Origin of the sequence: Dokdonella sp., from assembly GCF_039926425.1 — a bacterium.
Taxonomy (GTDB): domain Bacteria; phylum Pseudomonadota; class Gammaproteobacteria; order Xanthomonadales; family Rhodanobacteraceae; genus Dokdonella_A.
The window spans coordinates 1-15,681 of the sequence record NZ_JBDSWZ010000172.1; the positions used below are offsets into that span (position 1 = coordinate 1).

General features: G+C 63.8%; 15 protein-coding genes. 7 read left to right on the forward strand and 8 right to left on the reverse strand.

The features are described from left to right. The 3 genes from ABIV12_RS10275 to ABIV12_RS10285 form a co-directional block, all read right to left on the reverse strand. A partial coding sequence (locus ABIV12_RS10275; RefSeq protein WP_348058907.1) for a 3-phosphoglycerate dehydrogenase occupies positions 1–820 on the reverse strand: 820 nt, incomplete at its 3' end. 70 nt (positions 821–890) lie between these two features. Continuing rightward, positions 891–1,973: a 3-phosphoserine/phosphohydroxythreonine transaminase gene (serC, locus tag ABIV12_RS10280; protein ID WP_348058909.1), complete on the reverse strand. Its 1,083-nt coding sequence runs from the start codon at positions 1,971–1,973 to the stop codon at positions 891–893. Positions 1,974–2,165: 192 nt separating this feature from the next. Then, positions 2,166–2,975 (reverse strand): FHA domain-containing protein, encoded by an 810-nt coding sequence (locus ABIV12_RS10285; protein WP_348058911.1) that lies wholly within the window; start codon positions 2,973–2,975, stop codon positions 2,166–2,168. Positions 2,976–3,112: 137 nt separating this feature from the next. Here ABIV12_RS10285 and ABIV12_RS10290 point away from each other — a divergent pair, with 137 nt between their 5' ends. Together ABIV12_RS10290 and ABIV12_RS10295 are read left to right on the forward strand one after the other, a co-directional pair. Next, the gene (locus ABIV12_RS10290; protein ID WP_348058913.1) at positions 3,113–3,388 is read left to right on the forward strand and encodes a polyhydroxyalkanoic acid system family protein; all 276 of its coding nucleotides are present in this window, start codon (positions 3,113–3,115) and stop codon (positions 3,386–3,388) included. A 114-nt stretch (positions 3,389–3,502) separates the two neighbouring features. After that, positions 3,503–4,003, forward strand: coding sequence for a phasin family protein (locus tag ABIV12_RS10295; RefSeq protein WP_348058915.1), 501 nt, complete (start codon positions 3,503–3,505; stop codon positions 4,001–4,003). Positions 4,004–4,181: 178 nt separating this feature from the next. Here the strand turns inward: ABIV12_RS10295 and ABIV12_RS10300 are convergent, their stop codons facing one another. Then, the gene (locus tag ABIV12_RS10300) at positions 4,182–6,170 is read right to left on the reverse strand and encodes an SDR family oxidoreductase (protein WP_348058917.1); all 1,989 of its coding nucleotides are present in this window, start codon (positions 6,168–6,170) and stop codon (positions 4,182–4,184) included. Positions 6,171–6,309: 139 nt separating this feature from the next. On the opposite strand from ABIV12_RS10300, the gene ABIV12_RS10305 reads away from it, so the two are divergent. Together ABIV12_RS10305 and ABIV12_RS10310 are read left to right on the forward strand one after the other, a co-directional pair. Continuing rightward, positions 6,310–6,567, forward strand: a complete 258-nt coding sequence (locus tag ABIV12_RS10305) for an acyl-CoA-binding protein (RefSeq protein WP_348058919.1) — start codon at positions 6,310–6,312, stop codon at positions 6,565–6,567. Positions 6,568–6,596: 29 nt separating this feature from the next. Beyond that, positions 6,597–7,232 (forward strand): TetR/AcrR family transcriptional regulator, encoded by a 636-nt coding sequence (locus ABIV12_RS10310; protein WP_348058921.1) that lies wholly within the window; start codon positions 6,597–6,599, stop codon positions 7,230–7,232. Positions 7,233–7,248: 16 nt separating this feature from the next. On the opposite strand, the gene zipA is transcribed toward ABIV12_RS10310, so the two are convergent. Genes zipA through ABIV12_RS10330 form a run of 4 tightly spaced genes read right to left on the reverse strand, consistent with a single transcriptional unit; the run spans position 7,249 to position 12,136 of the window. Beyond that, the gene (zipA, locus tag ABIV12_RS10315) at positions 7,249–8,004 is read right to left on the reverse strand and encodes a cell division protein ZipA (protein ID WP_348058922.1); all 756 of its coding nucleotides are present in this window, start codon (positions 8,002–8,004) and stop codon (positions 7,249–7,251) included. A gap of 49 nt (positions 8,005–8,053) precedes the next feature. Continuing rightward, entirely contained in the window at positions 8,054–11,551 is a 3,498-nt protein-coding gene (smc, locus tag ABIV12_RS10320; RefSeq protein WP_348058923.1) for a chromosome segregation protein SMC, read from the reverse strand. 13 nt (positions 11,552–11,564) lie between these two features. Continuing rightward, the gene (locus ABIV12_RS10325) at positions 11,565–11,837 is read right to left on the reverse strand and encodes a BolA family protein (RefSeq protein ID WP_348058931.1); all 273 of its coding nucleotides are present in this window, start codon (positions 11,835–11,837) and stop codon (positions 11,565–11,567) included. Next, the gene (locus ABIV12_RS10330; RefSeq protein ID WP_348058925.1) at positions 11,837–12,136 is read right to left on the reverse strand and encodes a YciI family protein; all 300 of its coding nucleotides are present in this window, start codon (positions 12,134–12,136) and stop codon (positions 11,837–11,839) included. The genes ABIV12_RS10325 and ABIV12_RS10330 overlap by 1 nt, the downstream gene beginning before the upstream one ends. 519 nt (positions 12,137–12,655) lie before the next feature. Between ABIV12_RS10330 and ABIV12_RS10335 the strand changes: the two genes are divergently transcribed. From ABIV12_RS10335 to rluB, 3 genes are all read left to right on the forward strand, one after another. Further along, the gene (locus tag ABIV12_RS10335) at positions 12,656–13,504 is read left to right on the forward strand and encodes a ScpA family protein (protein WP_348058933.1); all 849 of its coding nucleotides are present in this window, start codon (positions 12,656–12,658) and stop codon (positions 13,502–13,504) included. A 79-nt stretch (positions 13,505–13,583) separates the two neighbouring features. Continuing rightward, positions 13,584–14,399: an SMC-Scp complex subunit ScpB gene (scpB, locus tag ABIV12_RS10340; protein ID WP_348058927.1), complete on the forward strand. Its 816-nt coding sequence runs from the start codon at positions 13,584–13,586 to the stop codon at positions 14,397–14,399. Then, positions 14,396–15,681 (forward strand): 23S rRNA pseudouridine(2605) synthase RluB (gene rluB / locus ABIV12_RS10345; RefSeq protein ID WP_348058929.1); only part of this gene is annotated, 1,286 nt, incomplete at its 3' end. The genes scpB and rluB, both read left to right, overlap by 4 nt.

Below are 15,681 nucleotides of genomic sequence, written 5' to 3' on the forward strand. Positions count from 1 at the left end.
CGCCGAGGTGCGGCAACGCGATCACGCGCGGGTTCGACAGCAGGTCGCCTTCCGGAAAATCGCACACGTAGCGCCCGATGCGTCCGTCGGCGAGGCCCGCGCGCAATGCAGTCGCATCCACGATTCCTTCGCGCGCGAAATTCAGCAACACGATGCCGGGCTTGATGATCTCCAATGCGGTCGCGCCGAACACCCCACGGGTCTTGTCGTTGAGCGGCACGTGAAAGGTGAGGTAGTCCGCCGCCGCAAACAGCTCGTTGAGCGACCCGGCTTTCACGACATCGGACGACAGCTGCCACGCGCCATCCACCGTCATGTGGGGATCGAATCCGACGACCCGCATGCCGAGCGCGTACGCGGCGTTGGCGACCTTGACACCGATTGCACCGAGCCCGACGACTCCGAGCGTCTTGCCCGAAAGTTCCGATCCGACGAAGCGCTTCTTCTCGGCTTCCACCTTCTGATGGAGATCGTCGCCCGAAGCGAGGCTGCGCACGAAGCCGACCGCGTCGGCGATATTGCGCGCTGAGAGCAACATGCCGGCAACCACCAGTTCCTTCACCGCGTTCGCATTCGCGCCGGGCGCGTTGAAGACGGGCACACCGCGCGCCGACAGGTCTGCCACCGGAATGTTGTTGGTACCCGCGCCGGCGCGTGCGATCGCCTTGACGCTCGCCGCGATCGGCAACCTGTGCATGTCGGCCGACCGGACCAGCACCGCATCCGGATCGTTGATGGTGTCGGAAATCGAATACAGCTCCGCCGGCAGGCGGTCGAGGCCATTGCGCGAAATATTGTTCAGCGTCTGGATCTTGAACATGGCGTGGGCCTCTGTGAAACGTGGATGCGGTCAGGCTGAAATTGCGACGCTGTGATCGAGCGGCGCCGGACTAGCCATTTCGCCTGGCGAAATCGTCCATGAAATCCACCAGCGTCTGCACGCCTTCCAGCGGCATTGCGTTGTAGATCGATGCGCGCATGCCGCCGACGGCCCGATGCCCTTTCAGCGCCAGCAAGCCGGCCGCCTCCGACTCCTTGAGGAACGCAGCATCGAGCTCAGCGCGTGGCAGCGTGAAAGGAACATTCATCCGTGAGCGCGCGGAGACCTCGACCGGATTGCGGTAGTAGTTCGAACCGTCGATGTAACCATAGATCAATTCGGCTTTGGCGCGATTGCGTTCTGCCATGGCCGCGATTCCGCCGCTGCGTTTCAGCGACTGGAACACCAGCCCTGCGAGATACCAGCCCCACGTGTTCGGCGTGTTCAACATCGAGCCCTGCGCGGCGTGCTCGGCGTAGTTGAAGATTTTCGCGATCGTCTTCGGACAACGCTCGAGCAGTTCGTCACGAATGATCATCACGACCAGGCCGGATGGACCGATGTTCTTCTGTGCACCGGCATAGACGAGCGCGTACTTCGACAGGTCGAGCGGTCGCGAAAGAATGGTCGAGGAAATGTCGCCGATCAGAGGGACGCTCCCGACCTCCGGAATGGTGTGGTACTCGACGCCGCGGATCGTCTCGTTCGGGGTGACGTGCACGTAGGCGGCATCGGGATCGAGATCCCAGCTTGCGCGCGCGGGAATCCGGTCGTAGTTGGTGTCGGCCGAACTTGCGGCGATGCGCACCTTGGCCAACGTCTTCGCTTCCTGCGCCGCCTTTTCGCTCCAGTCGCCCGTCAGAATGTAGTCGACGGTCTGCTCCGGCCGTGCGAAGTTCATCGGGATCTGCGCGAAGTGCTGGGTCGCCCCGCCTTGCAGGAACAGCACCTTGTATCCGGACGGAACCGCGAGGAGTTCGCGCAGGTCGGCTTCGGCCTGCTCCGCCATCGCGATGAAATCCTTGCCGCGATGGCTGATTTCCATCACTGAGGCACGCGCCGTTCCCCACTCCAGCATCTCGGCCTGCGCCTGACGCAACACGTCTTCGGGCAGCGCGGCTGGGCCGGCGCTGAAATTGTAGGCACGACTCACGTGACCTCCTGTGGGAACCAGCCGCAGCGGCCGGCCGGATTCCATTATGCCGCGGCGCAGCACGCTCGCAACCGGTGCCGACATCCGGGGCAGCGGCGGATTGCCGCGCCAGTCGCCCACCGCAGCCAAGGCTGTCAAATGTTCGTGGATCCCGCGTCGCCCAGTGATTGCACCCCGGACAACGGATGTGTGTCAGATGCCGCGATGGATCAACAGAACGAGCAGCAACCCGATCACCGCTGCGACGCCGATCAGCCACCAGATCGAGGTGACCGGCGATGCCGTGTCGACCGGTACGCTGCTGACAGGTGCAATCCCGTCACTCCGACCTTCCACTACGTCATCGCGTGCTTCACCACGCAACGGCAAGCCGGGCGCCTCGACGAGAAAATGGTTGCGCTCGAACGCGAGCTGGTCGCCGGGGTGGACGACCGCATGCGTCACGCGAACGCCATTCACCGAATGTCCATTCGACGCACCGAGGGTGCGCACGTAGATCGCATCACCGACGTTCTCGATCACCGCATGCCGGGGGGCGATGTTGGCTTCGCTGATCACCAGCCCGCAATCGGCAGCACTGCCTACGGTGAGACGTGGATTGACCGCGAGCACTTTGCCGAAATGACTTCCCGACACCCCGCGCAGCATGACCCGGGACGGACTCGCCGGTGTCGCCAGCCCCTCCCGCGAAACCGGCACACGCGTCTCGATCTGCTCGTCGCGGTCCATCTTCACGTGGATGGTGACGGTTCCGAGGCACAGTACGTCGCCACAGCGAAGCAATGCCTTTTCACGAATCGGCCTTGCATTGAGATGCGTCCGCGCGTGCGGATCGAGCACGTCGAGCACGATGCCGCGTGAATCGACACTGATCCGCGCGTGCCGCGCAGCGACATCCTTGCCCGGAAGCGTGACCGTATTCCCCTCGGCCTGACCGAGGCTCGCCACGCCGGCATCGAGGACGAAATCGGCGTGGGCGCCATTGGCAAAACTGAGTCGCATCGCGTGGAAGCCGGTGCCTGCTGGGCGGTGCGCGACATTATCACAGCGAGCGCGATGCCCGGCTGCAGCGCATGGCTACGCAGTCGGCCCCGGCTCGGGCATCATGCGAGCCCGTGCATCTGGATCATGAGGAACCCATGGCTGCCATCGATATCCGGCGACCGCACAAACTGACGCTGAAGGCAGCCAAGATCGCCACCGAGCGAGTGGCCAAAGGCATCGCCAAGGAATACGGCATCGATCACGACTGGAGCGGCAACCAGTTGAATTTCCGTCGAAGCGGGGTCAATGGTCACATTGCCGTTGCCAAGGACGAGTTGCACGTCCATGTGGAGCTCGGATTCCTGATGGGTGCGCTCAAACCTGTCATCGAGCGCGAGATCAAGCGCCAACTCGACGAGCACCTGGCCTGATCGTCCATTCATCCGTTCGCGGATGCCATGTAGTGTGTCTGCTCTAACGCGAATCGGGAAAGTCGCGTCAACCGCGGCAGTCCGTGCCGCGCAAGTCAACGAGAGGAAACGACAATGGCGGCGAAACCCCGACTCAAGGCCCGCAAGGCGCAAGACGCCGTAGACGAGGCACGCGGCGTCAGCAAGACCGTGATGGATTCTGCTCAGCAGATCTGGCTGGCCGGACTTGGCGCGTTCTCGAAGGCACAGGCGGAAGGCGGCAAGCTGTTCGAGGCGCTGGTGAAGGAAGGCTCCGCGCTCGACGCGAAGACGCGCCGGTTCACCGAGGCCAAGGTCAGCGAAGTGCGCGGAAACGTCGAGTCGACGATCGGCCAGGCACGCGAGCGGAGCCAGGAGACCTGGGACAAGCTCGAGAAGATCTTCGAAGATCGCGTGTCTCGCGCGCTCGGACGCATGGGCATCCCGAGCCAGGACGACATGCAATCGCTCAGCAAGCGGGTCGACGATCTGTCGCGCGACGTGCACAAGCGCGCACCGGCGAAGGCTGCGGCGAAGCGCGCTGCCACCAAACAACCCGGCTCGAAGCGACCCGCTGCGAAGCGCTCAAGCAAGTAGCTCGACTTCAACCCGATAGTGAACCTGCTGTTGTAGGCCGGACGCGCTTGCGCGGCCGGCAGTGGACCGGCGGAAAAATGAAACCGCCGGCCACGCGAGCGCGTCCGGCCTACGACACGAGCTCATCGGCTCCGCCATCTCGACGCGACTCGTGACGACGCATCGGCCCGCGGGTGCACTACCAGTGAACCCCTCTCAGCAATGCCGCGACGGCGATCTGCTCGGTCGTCGGCTCGTGGGTTTCCGCCCTTCCCTTCATTCCCTTCGACGCCGACGAATCCGGAAACAGTCGGAAAATCGTGTTCATCATGATCTCGTAGACGCGCGGTGCCAGCGCGTAGAACACTTGCGCAAACGTACCGAGTCGCGTCGCGATCCGCACCGGCTTCTCGACGATCGCCTCGACGATGATGTCGGCGGCTTCGTCGGGTGAGAGCGTCGGCACCGAGTCATACATCTTCGTCGGTGCGATCATCGGCGTCTTCACCAGCGGCATGTTGATCGTCGTGAAACTGACGCCGTTGTCGGAGTATTCGGCCTGCGCGCAGCGCGAGAACGCATCGAGTGCCGCTTTCGACGCGACATAGGCGGAAAACCGTGGTGAGTTGGTCAGCACGCCAATCGACGAAATGTTGATGATGTGGCCGCGATGGCGCTCTGCCATCCCCGGAAGAACGCCCATGATCAGGCGAAGCGCACCAAAATAGTTGAGCTGCATGGTGCGTTCGAAATCGTGGAAACGGTCGAAGCTCGCGTGGATCGCGCGCCGGATCGACCGCCCTGCGTTGTTGATCAGGATGTCCACGTGCCCGTGGTCTGCGAGGACTTGCGCGACGAAGCCATCGCACGACGCGAGGTCTGCCAGATCGACCTGATAGGTATGGCAGGTTCCACCCGCGGCCTCGATTTCCTTCTTCGTCGCTTCCAGTTCGTCCGCGCCACGCGCGCAGATCACCAGTCTCGCGCCCGCTGCGGCGACTTTCATCGCAGCCGCCTTGCCGATGCCTGACGAGCCACCGGTGATCACCACCACCTTGTTCTTCACTTTTCCACTGAGCGAATGGTCGACGAACAGGTCCGGATCCAGATGGCGCTCCCAGTAGTCCCACAGGCGCCATGCGTAGTTCTCGAGCTTGGGCAACTTGATCTTCGAGCCTTTCAGGGCGCGCTCGGTCTCACGGCAATCGAAGCGCGTCGGGTAGTTGATGAAGGACATCACGGACGGCGGAATGCCGAGATCGCGCAACAACACGCCGGCGATGCGTTTCACCGGTGGCAGGTTGCCCAGGCCTGCACGGATGCTTGCCGGAATGAAGCCGAACATGCGCGCATCGAGGCGCATCGTCATTTGCGGCGCATGCCCGGCGCGCGCGAACAGGTTCAGCACTTCTCCGATCCGACGCGGTGCCGGGTCGGTCAGGTGAAAGGTATGGCCGTCCAGCGCAGGCTTGTGCGCGACATGGTCGAGCACCGCGGCGACCCAGTCGACCGGTACGAGATTGATCCTTCCGCCTTCGAGGCCGATGGTCGGCATCCACGGGGGCAGCAGCTCGCGCATTCTCTTGAGCAGACGAAAGAAGTAGTAGGGGCCGTCGATCTTGTCGATCACACCGGTGCGTGAATCACCGATCACGATGCCCGGGCGATAGATGCGGAAGGGACGCGTGCAATCTTGTCGAACCAGCGCTTCCGCGTCGTGCTTGGTGCGGAAATACGGATGATCCAGTTCCTCGGCCTCATCGAACATGTCCTCGCGGAAGACGCCTGGATAAAGGCCGGCAACGGCGATCGAGCTGACATGGTGGAAACAGCCCGCCTTGAGCGCTTGCGCGAGTTCGATCGCGTGCCGCGTGCCATCCACGTTTGCGGTCGCCTGCGCTTCCAGGGTCGCACCGAGATCGTAGAGTGCTGCGAGATGGAAGAAATGCCTGACCTTTCCACCGAGCGACCTGAGCGCGGACGGAGTGATTCCGAGTCGTGGCTTGTCGAGATTGCCGATGACGGCGACGAGCCGGTCTTCCCCCACTCCGAGTTCGTCGCGCAGCGCGGTGAACTTCGCAAGCGATTCCTTGCGCACGAGGCAATGGATCGTTCCCTTTCGCTCCAGCAAACGCTCGAGAAGATGCCGTCCGATGAATCCCGTCGCACCTGTCACGAAATACGTCATCGCCGCGTTCCCCGGTCTGCCTGCGTGCAGACAAGCATAGCCGCGCGTGTGCACGCATGGCTATGCCGGTTGACCGTGCCAGGGCGCGCTGTTGTAAGCTCGACATCCGCACTGCGAACAGCCACCTGCGAGCTCGTCCATGCCCACCATCCAGAACCGATTCGAACAGGCGGTGGAAGACAGCAAGAAGCTGTCCGAGCGTCCGGACAACGACATGCTGTTGAAGCTTTACGCTTTGTACAAGCAGGGTGCCGAAGGAGATGTCTCCGGACCGAAGCCCGGCTTCTTCGATTTTGTCGGCACGGCGAAATACGAGGCCTGGGGCAAGCTCAAGGGCACGAAGAACGAGGACGCGATGCAGAAATACGTCGACCTCGTGAAGAAGCTTGGCGGCTGAAGCGCGATTGGCCCCGCGGCACTACGCGCATGGCGCGCCAGACCCGCGAACGCATCCTTGAAACCAGTCTCGCGATGTTCAATGCGCGCGGCGAACCGAACGTTACCACAAACCACATTGCCGACGAGCTCGGCATCAGTCCGGGCAACCTCTACTACCATTTCCGCAACAAGGACGACATCGTCGGTCACCTGTTCGCGCGGTACGAATCGCGCATTGACGACGCCCTGCTGCTGCCCGAGGGTCGCGAACCCACGCTCGAGGACATCTGGCTGCAACTGCATCTGGTGTTCGCGTCCCTGTGGCAGACCCGCTTCCTCTATCGCGACCTCGTCGACATCCTCGCGCGCAACCGCAAGCTCAAGCTTCGTTTTGCGCGGATCATGACGCGCGCGGCCAGCAGTGCAACCGAACTGCTGCAACGGCTGGTCGCCGCCGGCGTGATGCGCGCAAGCGCAGACGAGATTCGGGCGCTGGCAGAGAACATCCTGCTGATCGCGACGTTCTGGATCAATTTCAACGCGGTCCGAACCGGCCGGGCGGATGCCGACGAGGCCGATCTCAATCGCGGCATCCATCAGGTGATGATGCTGATCGCTCCGTTCCTGCGTGATGCGGAACGCTTCCATCTCAATTCGCTCGCGAGCGTCTACACGCGCGACTAGCCCGAACGCCTGCGTGCTACCGACCAGGTCGGATCTGATTGCGTTCCTGCTGCCGGTCCCACGCGCGCAGCTCGTCGCGCAGATGCGCGATTCGCTGGCGACCGAGTGCGTTGCGCCCTTCATCGAGCACCTGCGCGTCCAGCAGCTCGGCAAGTCGCTGCGCCGTCGGCAGCAGCATTTCCCATGCGTCGAGTGCCGGCAACGGGCCGGGAAGGGTCATGAACAAGGTGACGCCGGGTGTGCGAACGGTATCGAGCTGGCTCATGTCGAAGCTGCCCGGCTTGACCATGTTGGCCATGCTGAAGACCGGACCTTCGACGACCTTGCCAAGAACCGGCCGATGAAAGATGCCCATGTCGCCAAACTGCAGGCCGGCCTTTTCCGCCGCAACAACCACATCCGAACCGGCGAGGGTTTCGCCCGGACGCGCGGCGACATACAACGTGACGATCCGTTCGATCTGCCGGTCCGCAGGTCGCGTGCCGACGCTCGAACGCAGCGCAGGCCGAGTCAGCGACGCAGTCGCCTGCGGCATCGAATCGGTGCGATCCGACTCGGCGTGCATCGATACCTGAAGCTCGCCCTGATCGGGGTTGACCGGCTCGATCGACTCTCCGAACGTCGGTTCGACCCGCCCGCCCCTTGCGCTTCGCCGAAAGGTTCTGCGCTCTCCCTGCCCCGGCCTCTTCGGGCCACCGAACAGGTAGATCAGTACCAGCACGATCATTCCGCCAATGACCAGCGGAATGCCGACGACAGGATTCCAGTCCATCAGGGTGTCCTCATGCTTCGAAAGATCGTCAACGGATTCGACAACGCGATCAGGCCGCGCCGGCGAGCTTGGCGGCCTCTTCGAGGTCGACCTGCACCAGCCGCGAAACGCCTGGCTCGCGCATGGTAACGCCGCACAACTGTCGGGCGGCCTCCATCGTCGACTTGTTGTGGGTGACGAAGATGAACTGCACGTGCTCGCTCATCTCGGTCACGAGGGACGAGAAGCGACCAACGTTGGCTTCGTCGAGTGGCGCGTCCACCTCGTCGAGCAGGCAGAACGGTGCAGGATTGAGTCGGAAGATCGCAAAGACGAGCGACACCGCAGTCAACGCCTTTTCTCCGCCCGACAGCAGGGAGATCGAACTGACCCGCTTGCCGGGCGGGCGCGCCATGATCGTCACGCCGGTCGACAGGAGATCGTCGCCGGTCAGTTCGAGATGCGCATGCCCGCCGCCGAACAATCGAGGGAACAGTTCCTGCACACCCGTGTTGACGCGATCGAACGTTTCCTTGAACCGCGCCCGCGTTTCCTTGTCGATCTTGCGGATCGCGCCTTCGAGCGTTTCAAGTGCAGTGGTGAGGTCCAGCAGCTGCGCATCGAGATAGGTCTTGCGCTGCGACTGCTCCTCGTATTCCTGGATTGCAGCGAGATTGACCGGTTCGAGTCGACGGATCTTGTGGTCGAGCTCGGCCAGCTCCGCCTGCCATTGCGCAGCATCCGCTTCACCGGGCAGGGTTTCAAGAATCGCCTGGACATCGAATCCCGCCTCGACAATGGCGAGTTGCAGCGCCTCGGCATGAAGTCGGTGCTCCTGCTCGCGCAGGCGCAGGGTTGCGACGTGTTCGCGATGCTCGTTCAGTGCATGCTCGAACCGGTGGCGTTCCTGTTCCAGCCTCCGCAGCTCGGTGTCCTGTTCCTGCAATGCCTGGCGCGCCTCGACCATCTTGCGGTCGACCACCAGGCGCTGGTTGAGATGAACCTGGCGCTCGCTCTCCAGTCCCGCCAGAGGGTCGGTTCCGGATGCCAGTCGTGTCGCGATCTCCTGCCGGCGCGTTTCAAGGTGCACAAGCTGGCCGTGCATGCGCTGCAGTGACTGTTCGAGTGCCGCTGCCGCGGTACGGCGCGACTCGGTCGACAACGCGAGTTGATGCGCAGCATCGCGCGCTTCGCGCGAGTTCATCCGCGCTTCTTCGCGACCCTCGAGCAGACTGCGGCGCTCGGCATCGAGTGCATGGCGGCGCTGCTCGAGATCACCCATGTTTCCGACCGCGGACTCCAGGCGCCCGCGCGCCTCACGGGCGTTTGCGCGATCCGCGTCGAGCTTCGCGTTGACCTCTTCGAGCTCGCCGGCGACGCGCACGAGTCTTTCGTTGGCGCTGTCGATGCGTCCACGATGGCTCTGCAACTGCCCCGCCAGTTCAGCGAGACGCCGGTGCGCCGTGTACAGCTCGCGTTGCGCGTCATCGCGCACGCGCTCCGCGTCGATCCGTGCGAGCTTGCCGCGATCGAGCGCGTCGGTTTTCGCAGCGATTTCCTGCTCCACGTCGCCGACGCGCGCGTTCAGTTCGCGGATCTCGCGTTCGCGAGCGATCACGCCGACCTGCGCACCGGCCCCGCGTTGCACGCGCACGAATCCGGCTCCGATCCATTCGCCGTCCGGCGTCACGACTGACTCGCCCGCCGCTTGCGTGATCGTCCGTGCAACGTCAAGCGACGCCACGACCTTGACGCGCGCCAGCAACGCGCGCGCCGCTGCGGGACCCTGGACATGCGCTGCGAGCGAATCCGCCGGCACATGGGCCGGCGACGCATCCGCGCTCATCAACGCGATATCCGTACCCGTCAGCGTGCCGATCTCTCCGGTCAACGCGGGCGCGTCGTCCACCAGCACCGATTCCAGCCATCCTTCCAGGACCGTCTCCACCGCGCGCTCCCAGCCGGCATCGACCTGAAGGATTTCGCCCAGTCGCTTGCTGTCGCCCAGACCGAGATTGTCCAACCACGCCTGCACTGCACCGCCGGCGTCGCCGAGCGCCGCGTGTTGCAGCGTCTCCAGCGATCCGAGTCGGCCGCGCATGGTTTCCAGCGTGCCTCGCGCATGGCTCAGCGCGGAATGCGTCGCGCGCTCGTGCTCCAGCGCAGACTCGGCAGCGGAGCGTCGTTCGTCGAGGACGTCGGTATGGGTCTCGACATGCTCCCGGAGGGTGCCGTGTTCGACGTCGAGCGCCGCAAGGGCAGCCCCGAGTTCGTCGAGATTTGCCGCGGCGCGTTCCGACTCAAGTGCATCACGGCGCTGGTCGGACGCCAGGCATTGCTTGTCGAGATAATCCAGCCGCGTGCGTTCGACTTCGGCAGCCTGTCCCGCTTGCGAGGTGGACTGGGCGTGCTGATCCCACTGCACCTGCCATTCGGCCAGCTTCGTCTCGGCAAGGCGAAGGGCTTCGCCAGCATCCTCGTCGGCTTCGCGCAATGTCGCGAGCTGCGGCTCGGCGTCGGCCAGCAGTGTGCCGATTTCTTCGAAGCGCTGGCGATCGCTTTCGATGTGATCGGCCAGTTCCGCATGCGACCGCTCGGTTTCCTGGCGTGATCGTTCCAGTTGCTCCGCAAGCTCCTTGCCGTGCTGGATCTGTTGCTCCACGCGCGCGATCTCGGCGCCGACCTGATAGACCTCGCCCTGCACCGCGTTCATGTGCTCGGCGGCGACCGCATGGGTGTCGCGCCCGGCTTCCAGCGCAGCCTCGGTGTGCCGCTGCCCGGCAAGCTGTCGTTCAATCTCGAGCTCGGCCTTGCTCCGCGCACTGGAATGCCCATCGAGCTCGACCTGCGCCGCGCGCAGGGTCAGCGCCTTGACCTCGGCTTCCTTCTTCTTCTGTTCGTCCTTCAGCAATTGCCAACGCTCGGCGGTCTTCGCCTGGCGCTTGAGGTGTTCGAGTTGTTTGTCGACTTCGTCGCGCACGTCGCGCACGCGATCGAGATTCTCGCGCGTCGCCTTGATGCGGCTTTCGGTTTCCTTGCGGCGCTCCTTGTACTTGGAGATGCCGGCCGCTTCCTCCAGATGGCTGCGCAACTGCTCCGGATCAGCTTCGACGATCTGCGAAATCATCCCCTGTTCGATGATCGAGTAGCTCCGCGGACCGAGGCCGGTCCCAAGGAACAGGTCGGTAATGTCGCGTCGACGGCAGCGAACGCCGTTGAGGTGATACTGCGATTGGCCGTCGCGACTGACGATGCGTTTGACCGAAATTTCCGTGTAGCTGGCGAACTCGCCGACGATCAGACCATCGGAATTGTCGAACAGGAGTTCGACCATTGCACTGCCAACCGGCTTGCGGCTGCTCGAGCCGGAGAAGATCACATCGGTCAGCGAGTCGCCGCGCAGCCGGCTTGCGGCACTCTCCCCCATCACCCAGCGGATTGCATCGATGATGTTGGATTTCCCGCAACCGTTCGGACCGACGACGCCGGTCATGTTGGTGGGGAGGTGCAGGGTCGTCGGATCGACGAAGGATTTGAATCCGGCGATCTTGATCGTGGTCAGACGCATGCGAGCAAAAACCTTATCGGGATTCTTCGTCGGGAGCGCGCGCGTCGATCGCGAGCGCATGGATGTCGGTCTGCATCAGATCGCCCAGCGCGGCATACACCGCACGATGCCGGGCGAGCGGCGCCTGCCCACGAAACGCCGCGCTGACGATGGTCACGCGAAAATGACCCCGACCGTCCCGTGCACCCGCGTGACCGGCATGCTTGTGGCTTTCGTCCTCGACCTGCAGTGCGCTCGGCTCAAGGCTTGCTTCGAGCAGCGCCCGGATCGCACCCATGCGGTCGATCAAGGCAGCACCTTGCGAAACGGTTTCACGTCGACGTTGGCGTACACGCCCGCCGAGACATAGGGATCGGCGTCGGCCCACGTACGTGCCGCCAGCAGGTCCTCGAACTCCGCAACCACGAGACTGCCGGTGAACCCTGCCGGACCTGGATCCTCGGCGTCGATCGCCGGAAACGGGCCGGCGAGAAGCAGTCGCCCCTCGTTGCGCAGGTCGTTCAGCCGTGCAAGGTGGGCGGGCCTTGCTTCCTGCCGACGCGCGAGGGAATCGGGAGTGTCGTTACCGACGATTGCGTACCACATGGAGGATCCTCAGATGGCCGCGTATGGTAGCCCAAGCCGCACGATCCGATGCCCGCCACCCGCCAACGATCCTGCGACCATTTGCGCAATGGTGCGATTGCCCGTACCCTACTCGCAAATCGGGAACCCGCAGGATCCCCGCGCGAGACGCGGCGATGCAGCCAACCTGCCGGCACTCTCGAATCGTTGGATGGGTTTTACCGACTTCCGGATCAGGGATCCGGGTGTCCTTCGTTGCAGGCGCCGTACCGGTCTGGATGCTCCGACCGAACGCCACGCCGCAACTTCCGAGTGGTTTGCAACGCTCTTTCGAAAGCGATTCGCGGGAACCCACGGCGTTCGTACCGGATCGGTGGTCGAGGCATGGCTTGCCATGGAACTCGCGCCCGCACCGGAGTTCGCACCCACGATTCCATCGTGTACCGTTTTCGAAACGACCGCCGCAAGCCTCGACATGATCTGACGCATGACCCACGCCGTGAGGCGCCCGCACACGGGAGTGAGGTCATGGGATCCTTGATGAACCAGACCGCCGAACAGCCCACTCCAGACACCCCGGCCAGCGCCTTCGCGCCGCAACCGCAGCAGCAGGAAATCCCGCTGGCGGTCGTGCGCGGCCAGCCGTTGCTGCAGATGCCGCAGGATCTGTACATTCCGCCGGATGCGCTGGAAGTGATTCTGGAGGCGTTCGAGGGTCCGCTCGACCTGCTGCTTTACCTGATCCGCCGTCAGAACCTCGACATCCTCGATATCCCGGTGGCCGAGATCACCCGCCAGTACGTCGACTACATCGAGTTGATGCATGAGATGAAGCTGGAGCTCGCGGCCGAGTATCTGGTGATGGCCGCGATCCTCGCCGAGATCAAGTCGCGCCTGCTGTTGCCGCGCCCGCCAAGCGAGGAAGGGATCGAATCGGACCCGCGCGCGGAACTCGTGCGGCGACTGCAGGAGTACGAGCGCTTCAAGAAGGCCGCCGAGGACATCGATGCAATGCCGCGCCAGGAGCGCGATTTCGCGATGGCGCACGTCGCCGTCGAGGATCGCAACGTGGTGCGGCTGCCGCCGCCGGTCGAGCTGCGTGAATTGCTGCTGGCGCTGAAGGACGTGATGAAGCGGGCCGACCTCTATGGCCACCACGCCATTCAGCGGGAGGCGCTGAATGTGCGCAGCCGCATGAGCGACCTACTGCGTGCGCTGGGCGACGGCGGGTTCCATCGCTTCGAGAACCTGTTCGACCCGAGCGAAGGACGGCGCGGCATCGTCGTCACCTTCCTTGCCCTGCTCGAACTGGCGAAGGAACATCTCGTGGAGATCCTTCAGGAAGAAGCGCTCGCACCGATTTATCTCAAATCACTCGCCACCTTGTGATCCTGGAGACCGATCCATGATGGCTCGATTCAGCACGCGATCTCCCATGACCGCATTGGTCCAATAAGCACTGGTTCTGATGGAACGCAATCAACTCAAATGCATCATCGAGGCCGCGTTGCTCGCCTCGTCCCACCCGTTGACGCTGCCACAGATCTCCGGATTGTTCGACGAGCTCGAGATGCCGCCGCACGACGATCTCGCGCGGGCGCTGAGCGATCTCCAGGACGACTGTGCGGAGCGAGGCATCGAACTGGTCGAAGTCGCGTCGGGATTCCGCTATCAGGTGCGCCAGGACGTTCACGCGTTCATCTCGCGCCTGTGGAGCGAGCGGCCTTCGCGCTATTCGCGCGCGCTGCTCGAAACGCTCTCGCTGATCGCCTATCGCCAACCGATCACTCGCGCGGAGATCGAGCAGATTCGCGGTGTCGCCGTCTCGACGAACATCGTTCGCACGCTCGAAGAACGCGAATGGGTCCGCGTGGTCGGTTACCGCGACCTGCCGGGAAAGCCCGCCCTGTTCGGCACCACCAAACAGTTCCTCGATTATTTCAACCTGAAGTCGCTGGACGAATTGCCATCATTGAGCGAGCTTCGCGATTTCGAGGAAGCCGATCCGCAGCTTGAATTCGACGCCGACCGCCGCGTGATCGCGGCGGCAGTCGGGCTGCCGGACGACGAAGAAGCGACCGAGGAGCTCGAAGAGCCCGACGATCCCATCGACGCATCGTCCATCGACGAAGGCGAGACGTCGAGAGTGCCGGCCGTGCACGAATCCGCCACCCCTGACCTTCCCCACGCCATCGTCGAAGACGATGAGCCCTCTTCCTCGCTTTCCGACGCCGGATCCACCGCTGGCGACGCCGAAAAAGACATTCCGGAATCCGCCGTATGACCACCCCCACCCGCTCCATCCTGAAACTCAAACGCGGATCCGAAGCGGATGACGCCCCGGTCATCGAGGAGCGCCTGCACAAGGTTCTTGCCAATGCCGGACTCGGTTCGCGCCGCATGCTCGAGCAGCGCATCGAATCGGGCGAGGTGCAGATCAACGGCGCTGTTGCGACGCTCGGCCAGAGCGTGCACACGGGCGACCGCGTCGAGCTCGACGCCAAGCGCTTCGTCGTCGTCGCCGACAACGCCGAACATGCGCAGGTCATCCTCTACAACAAACCGGATGGAGTGGTCGCCACGCGCGAAGATCCCGAAGGTCGGCCGACGGTGTTCGAGCAGTTGCCCGTGCTCAAGGGTGCACGCTGGATCGCGGTCGGCCGACTCGACATCAACACCACCGGCCTGCTTCTACTGACGACCGATGGCGAGCTTGCCAACCAGCTCATGCACCCCAGCTCGGAGATCGAGCGCGAGTACATCTGCCGCGTCCATGGTGAGGTGCCTGACGAAACCGTCGAGAAATTGAAGAACGGCATCGACCTCGAAGACGGCCCAGCGCATTTCGAGGAGATCGCGGTGATCAGCCGCGGCAACAGTCACTCGTGGTTCCGCGTGGTGCTGCGCGAGGGTCGCAATCGCGAAGTCCGTCGCATGTGGGAATCGCAAGGGCTGATGGTCAGCCGCCTCAAGCGCATCCGCTATGGCACCATCGAGCTTCCTCGTGGACTTCTGCGCAGCCGGCACACCGAGCTCGATGCGGGGCAGATCACCCAACTGCGTCAGCGCAGCGGTATCCATGAACGCGCTCCGCGGCTCACGCTTGCGCCGGTGATCGGACAGCGGCGCGCGACACCGACCGAGTTCAGGCCCAGCCCGAAATCCCAGCAGGCCTGGACCAGCGCGCGCAACGACGAGGCACGCGAGTTTGCCGCGTACGATCGTATCCGTGACGATGCGTTTCGACCGGGTGCCGGCAAGCCCGGACGCAAGACGCGGGGCGGACCCGGCGGTGCACCGGGTCGCGGTGGTCCGCGCCCGGCGCAAGGCCAGAACCGTCGTGGTCCAGGCGGTCCATCGCAAGGACCGCGTCCGAACCGCGGCCCCGGTCGCGGTCAAGGTCAAGGTCAAGGTCAAGGTCAAGGGCAGCCGCGCGGAAACGCTGCGTACGCCGAGCCGGGACTCAGTCCCGCGGTGTTGCGGAGCTGGTTTCCCGACAGCAATGGGCAGCCCGGCCGCGCGCGTCGCGGTGCGCGACCGGGAGGAGGCGATGCCCATGGCAATAC

Excerpts from the sequence above, each read along its gene's own strand:
- ABIV12_RS10285 (WP_348058911.1), bottom strand. The coding sequence starts at position 2,975 with ATGCGACTCAGTTTTGCCAATGGCGCCCACGCCGATTTCGTCCTCGAT.
- ABIV12_RS10290 (WP_348058913.1), top strand. The coding sequence starts at position 3,113 with ATGGCTGCCATCGATATCCGGCGACCGCACAAACTGACGCTGAAGGCA.
- ABIV12_RS10295 (WP_348058915.1), top strand. The coding sequence starts at position 3,503 with ATGGCGGCGAAACCCCGACTCAAGGCCCGCAAGGCGCAAGACGCCGTA.
- ABIV12_RS10300 (WP_348058917.1), bottom strand. The coding sequence starts at position 6,170 with ATGACGTATTTCGTGACAGGTGCGACGGGATTCATCGGACGGCATCTT.
- ABIV12_RS10305 (WP_348058919.1), top strand. The coding sequence starts at position 6,310 with ATGCCCACCATCCAGAACCGATTCGAACAGGCGGTGGAAGACAGCAAG.
- ABIV12_RS10310 (WP_348058921.1), top strand. The coding sequence starts at position 6,597 with ATGGCGCGCCAGACCCGCGAACGCATCCTTGAAACCAGTCTCGCGATG.
- zipA (WP_348058922.1), bottom strand. The coding sequence starts at position 8,004 with ATGGACTGGAATCCTGTCGTCGGCATTCCGCTGGTCATTGGCGGAATG.
- smc (WP_348058923.1), bottom strand. The coding sequence starts at position 11,551 with ATGCGTCTGACCACGATCAAGATCGCCGGATTCAAATCCTTCGTCGAT.
- ABIV12_RS10330 (WP_348058925.1), bottom strand. The coding sequence starts at position 12,136 with ATGTGGTACGCAATCGTCGGTAACGACACTCCCGATTCCCTCGCGCGT.
- ABIV12_RS10335 (WP_348058933.1), top strand. The coding sequence starts at position 12,656 with ATGAACCAGACCGCCGAACAGCCCACTCCAGACACCCCGGCCAGCGCC.
- scpB (WP_348058927.1), top strand. The coding sequence starts at position 13,584 with ATGGAACGCAATCAACTCAAATGCATCATCGAGGCCGCGTTGCTCGCC.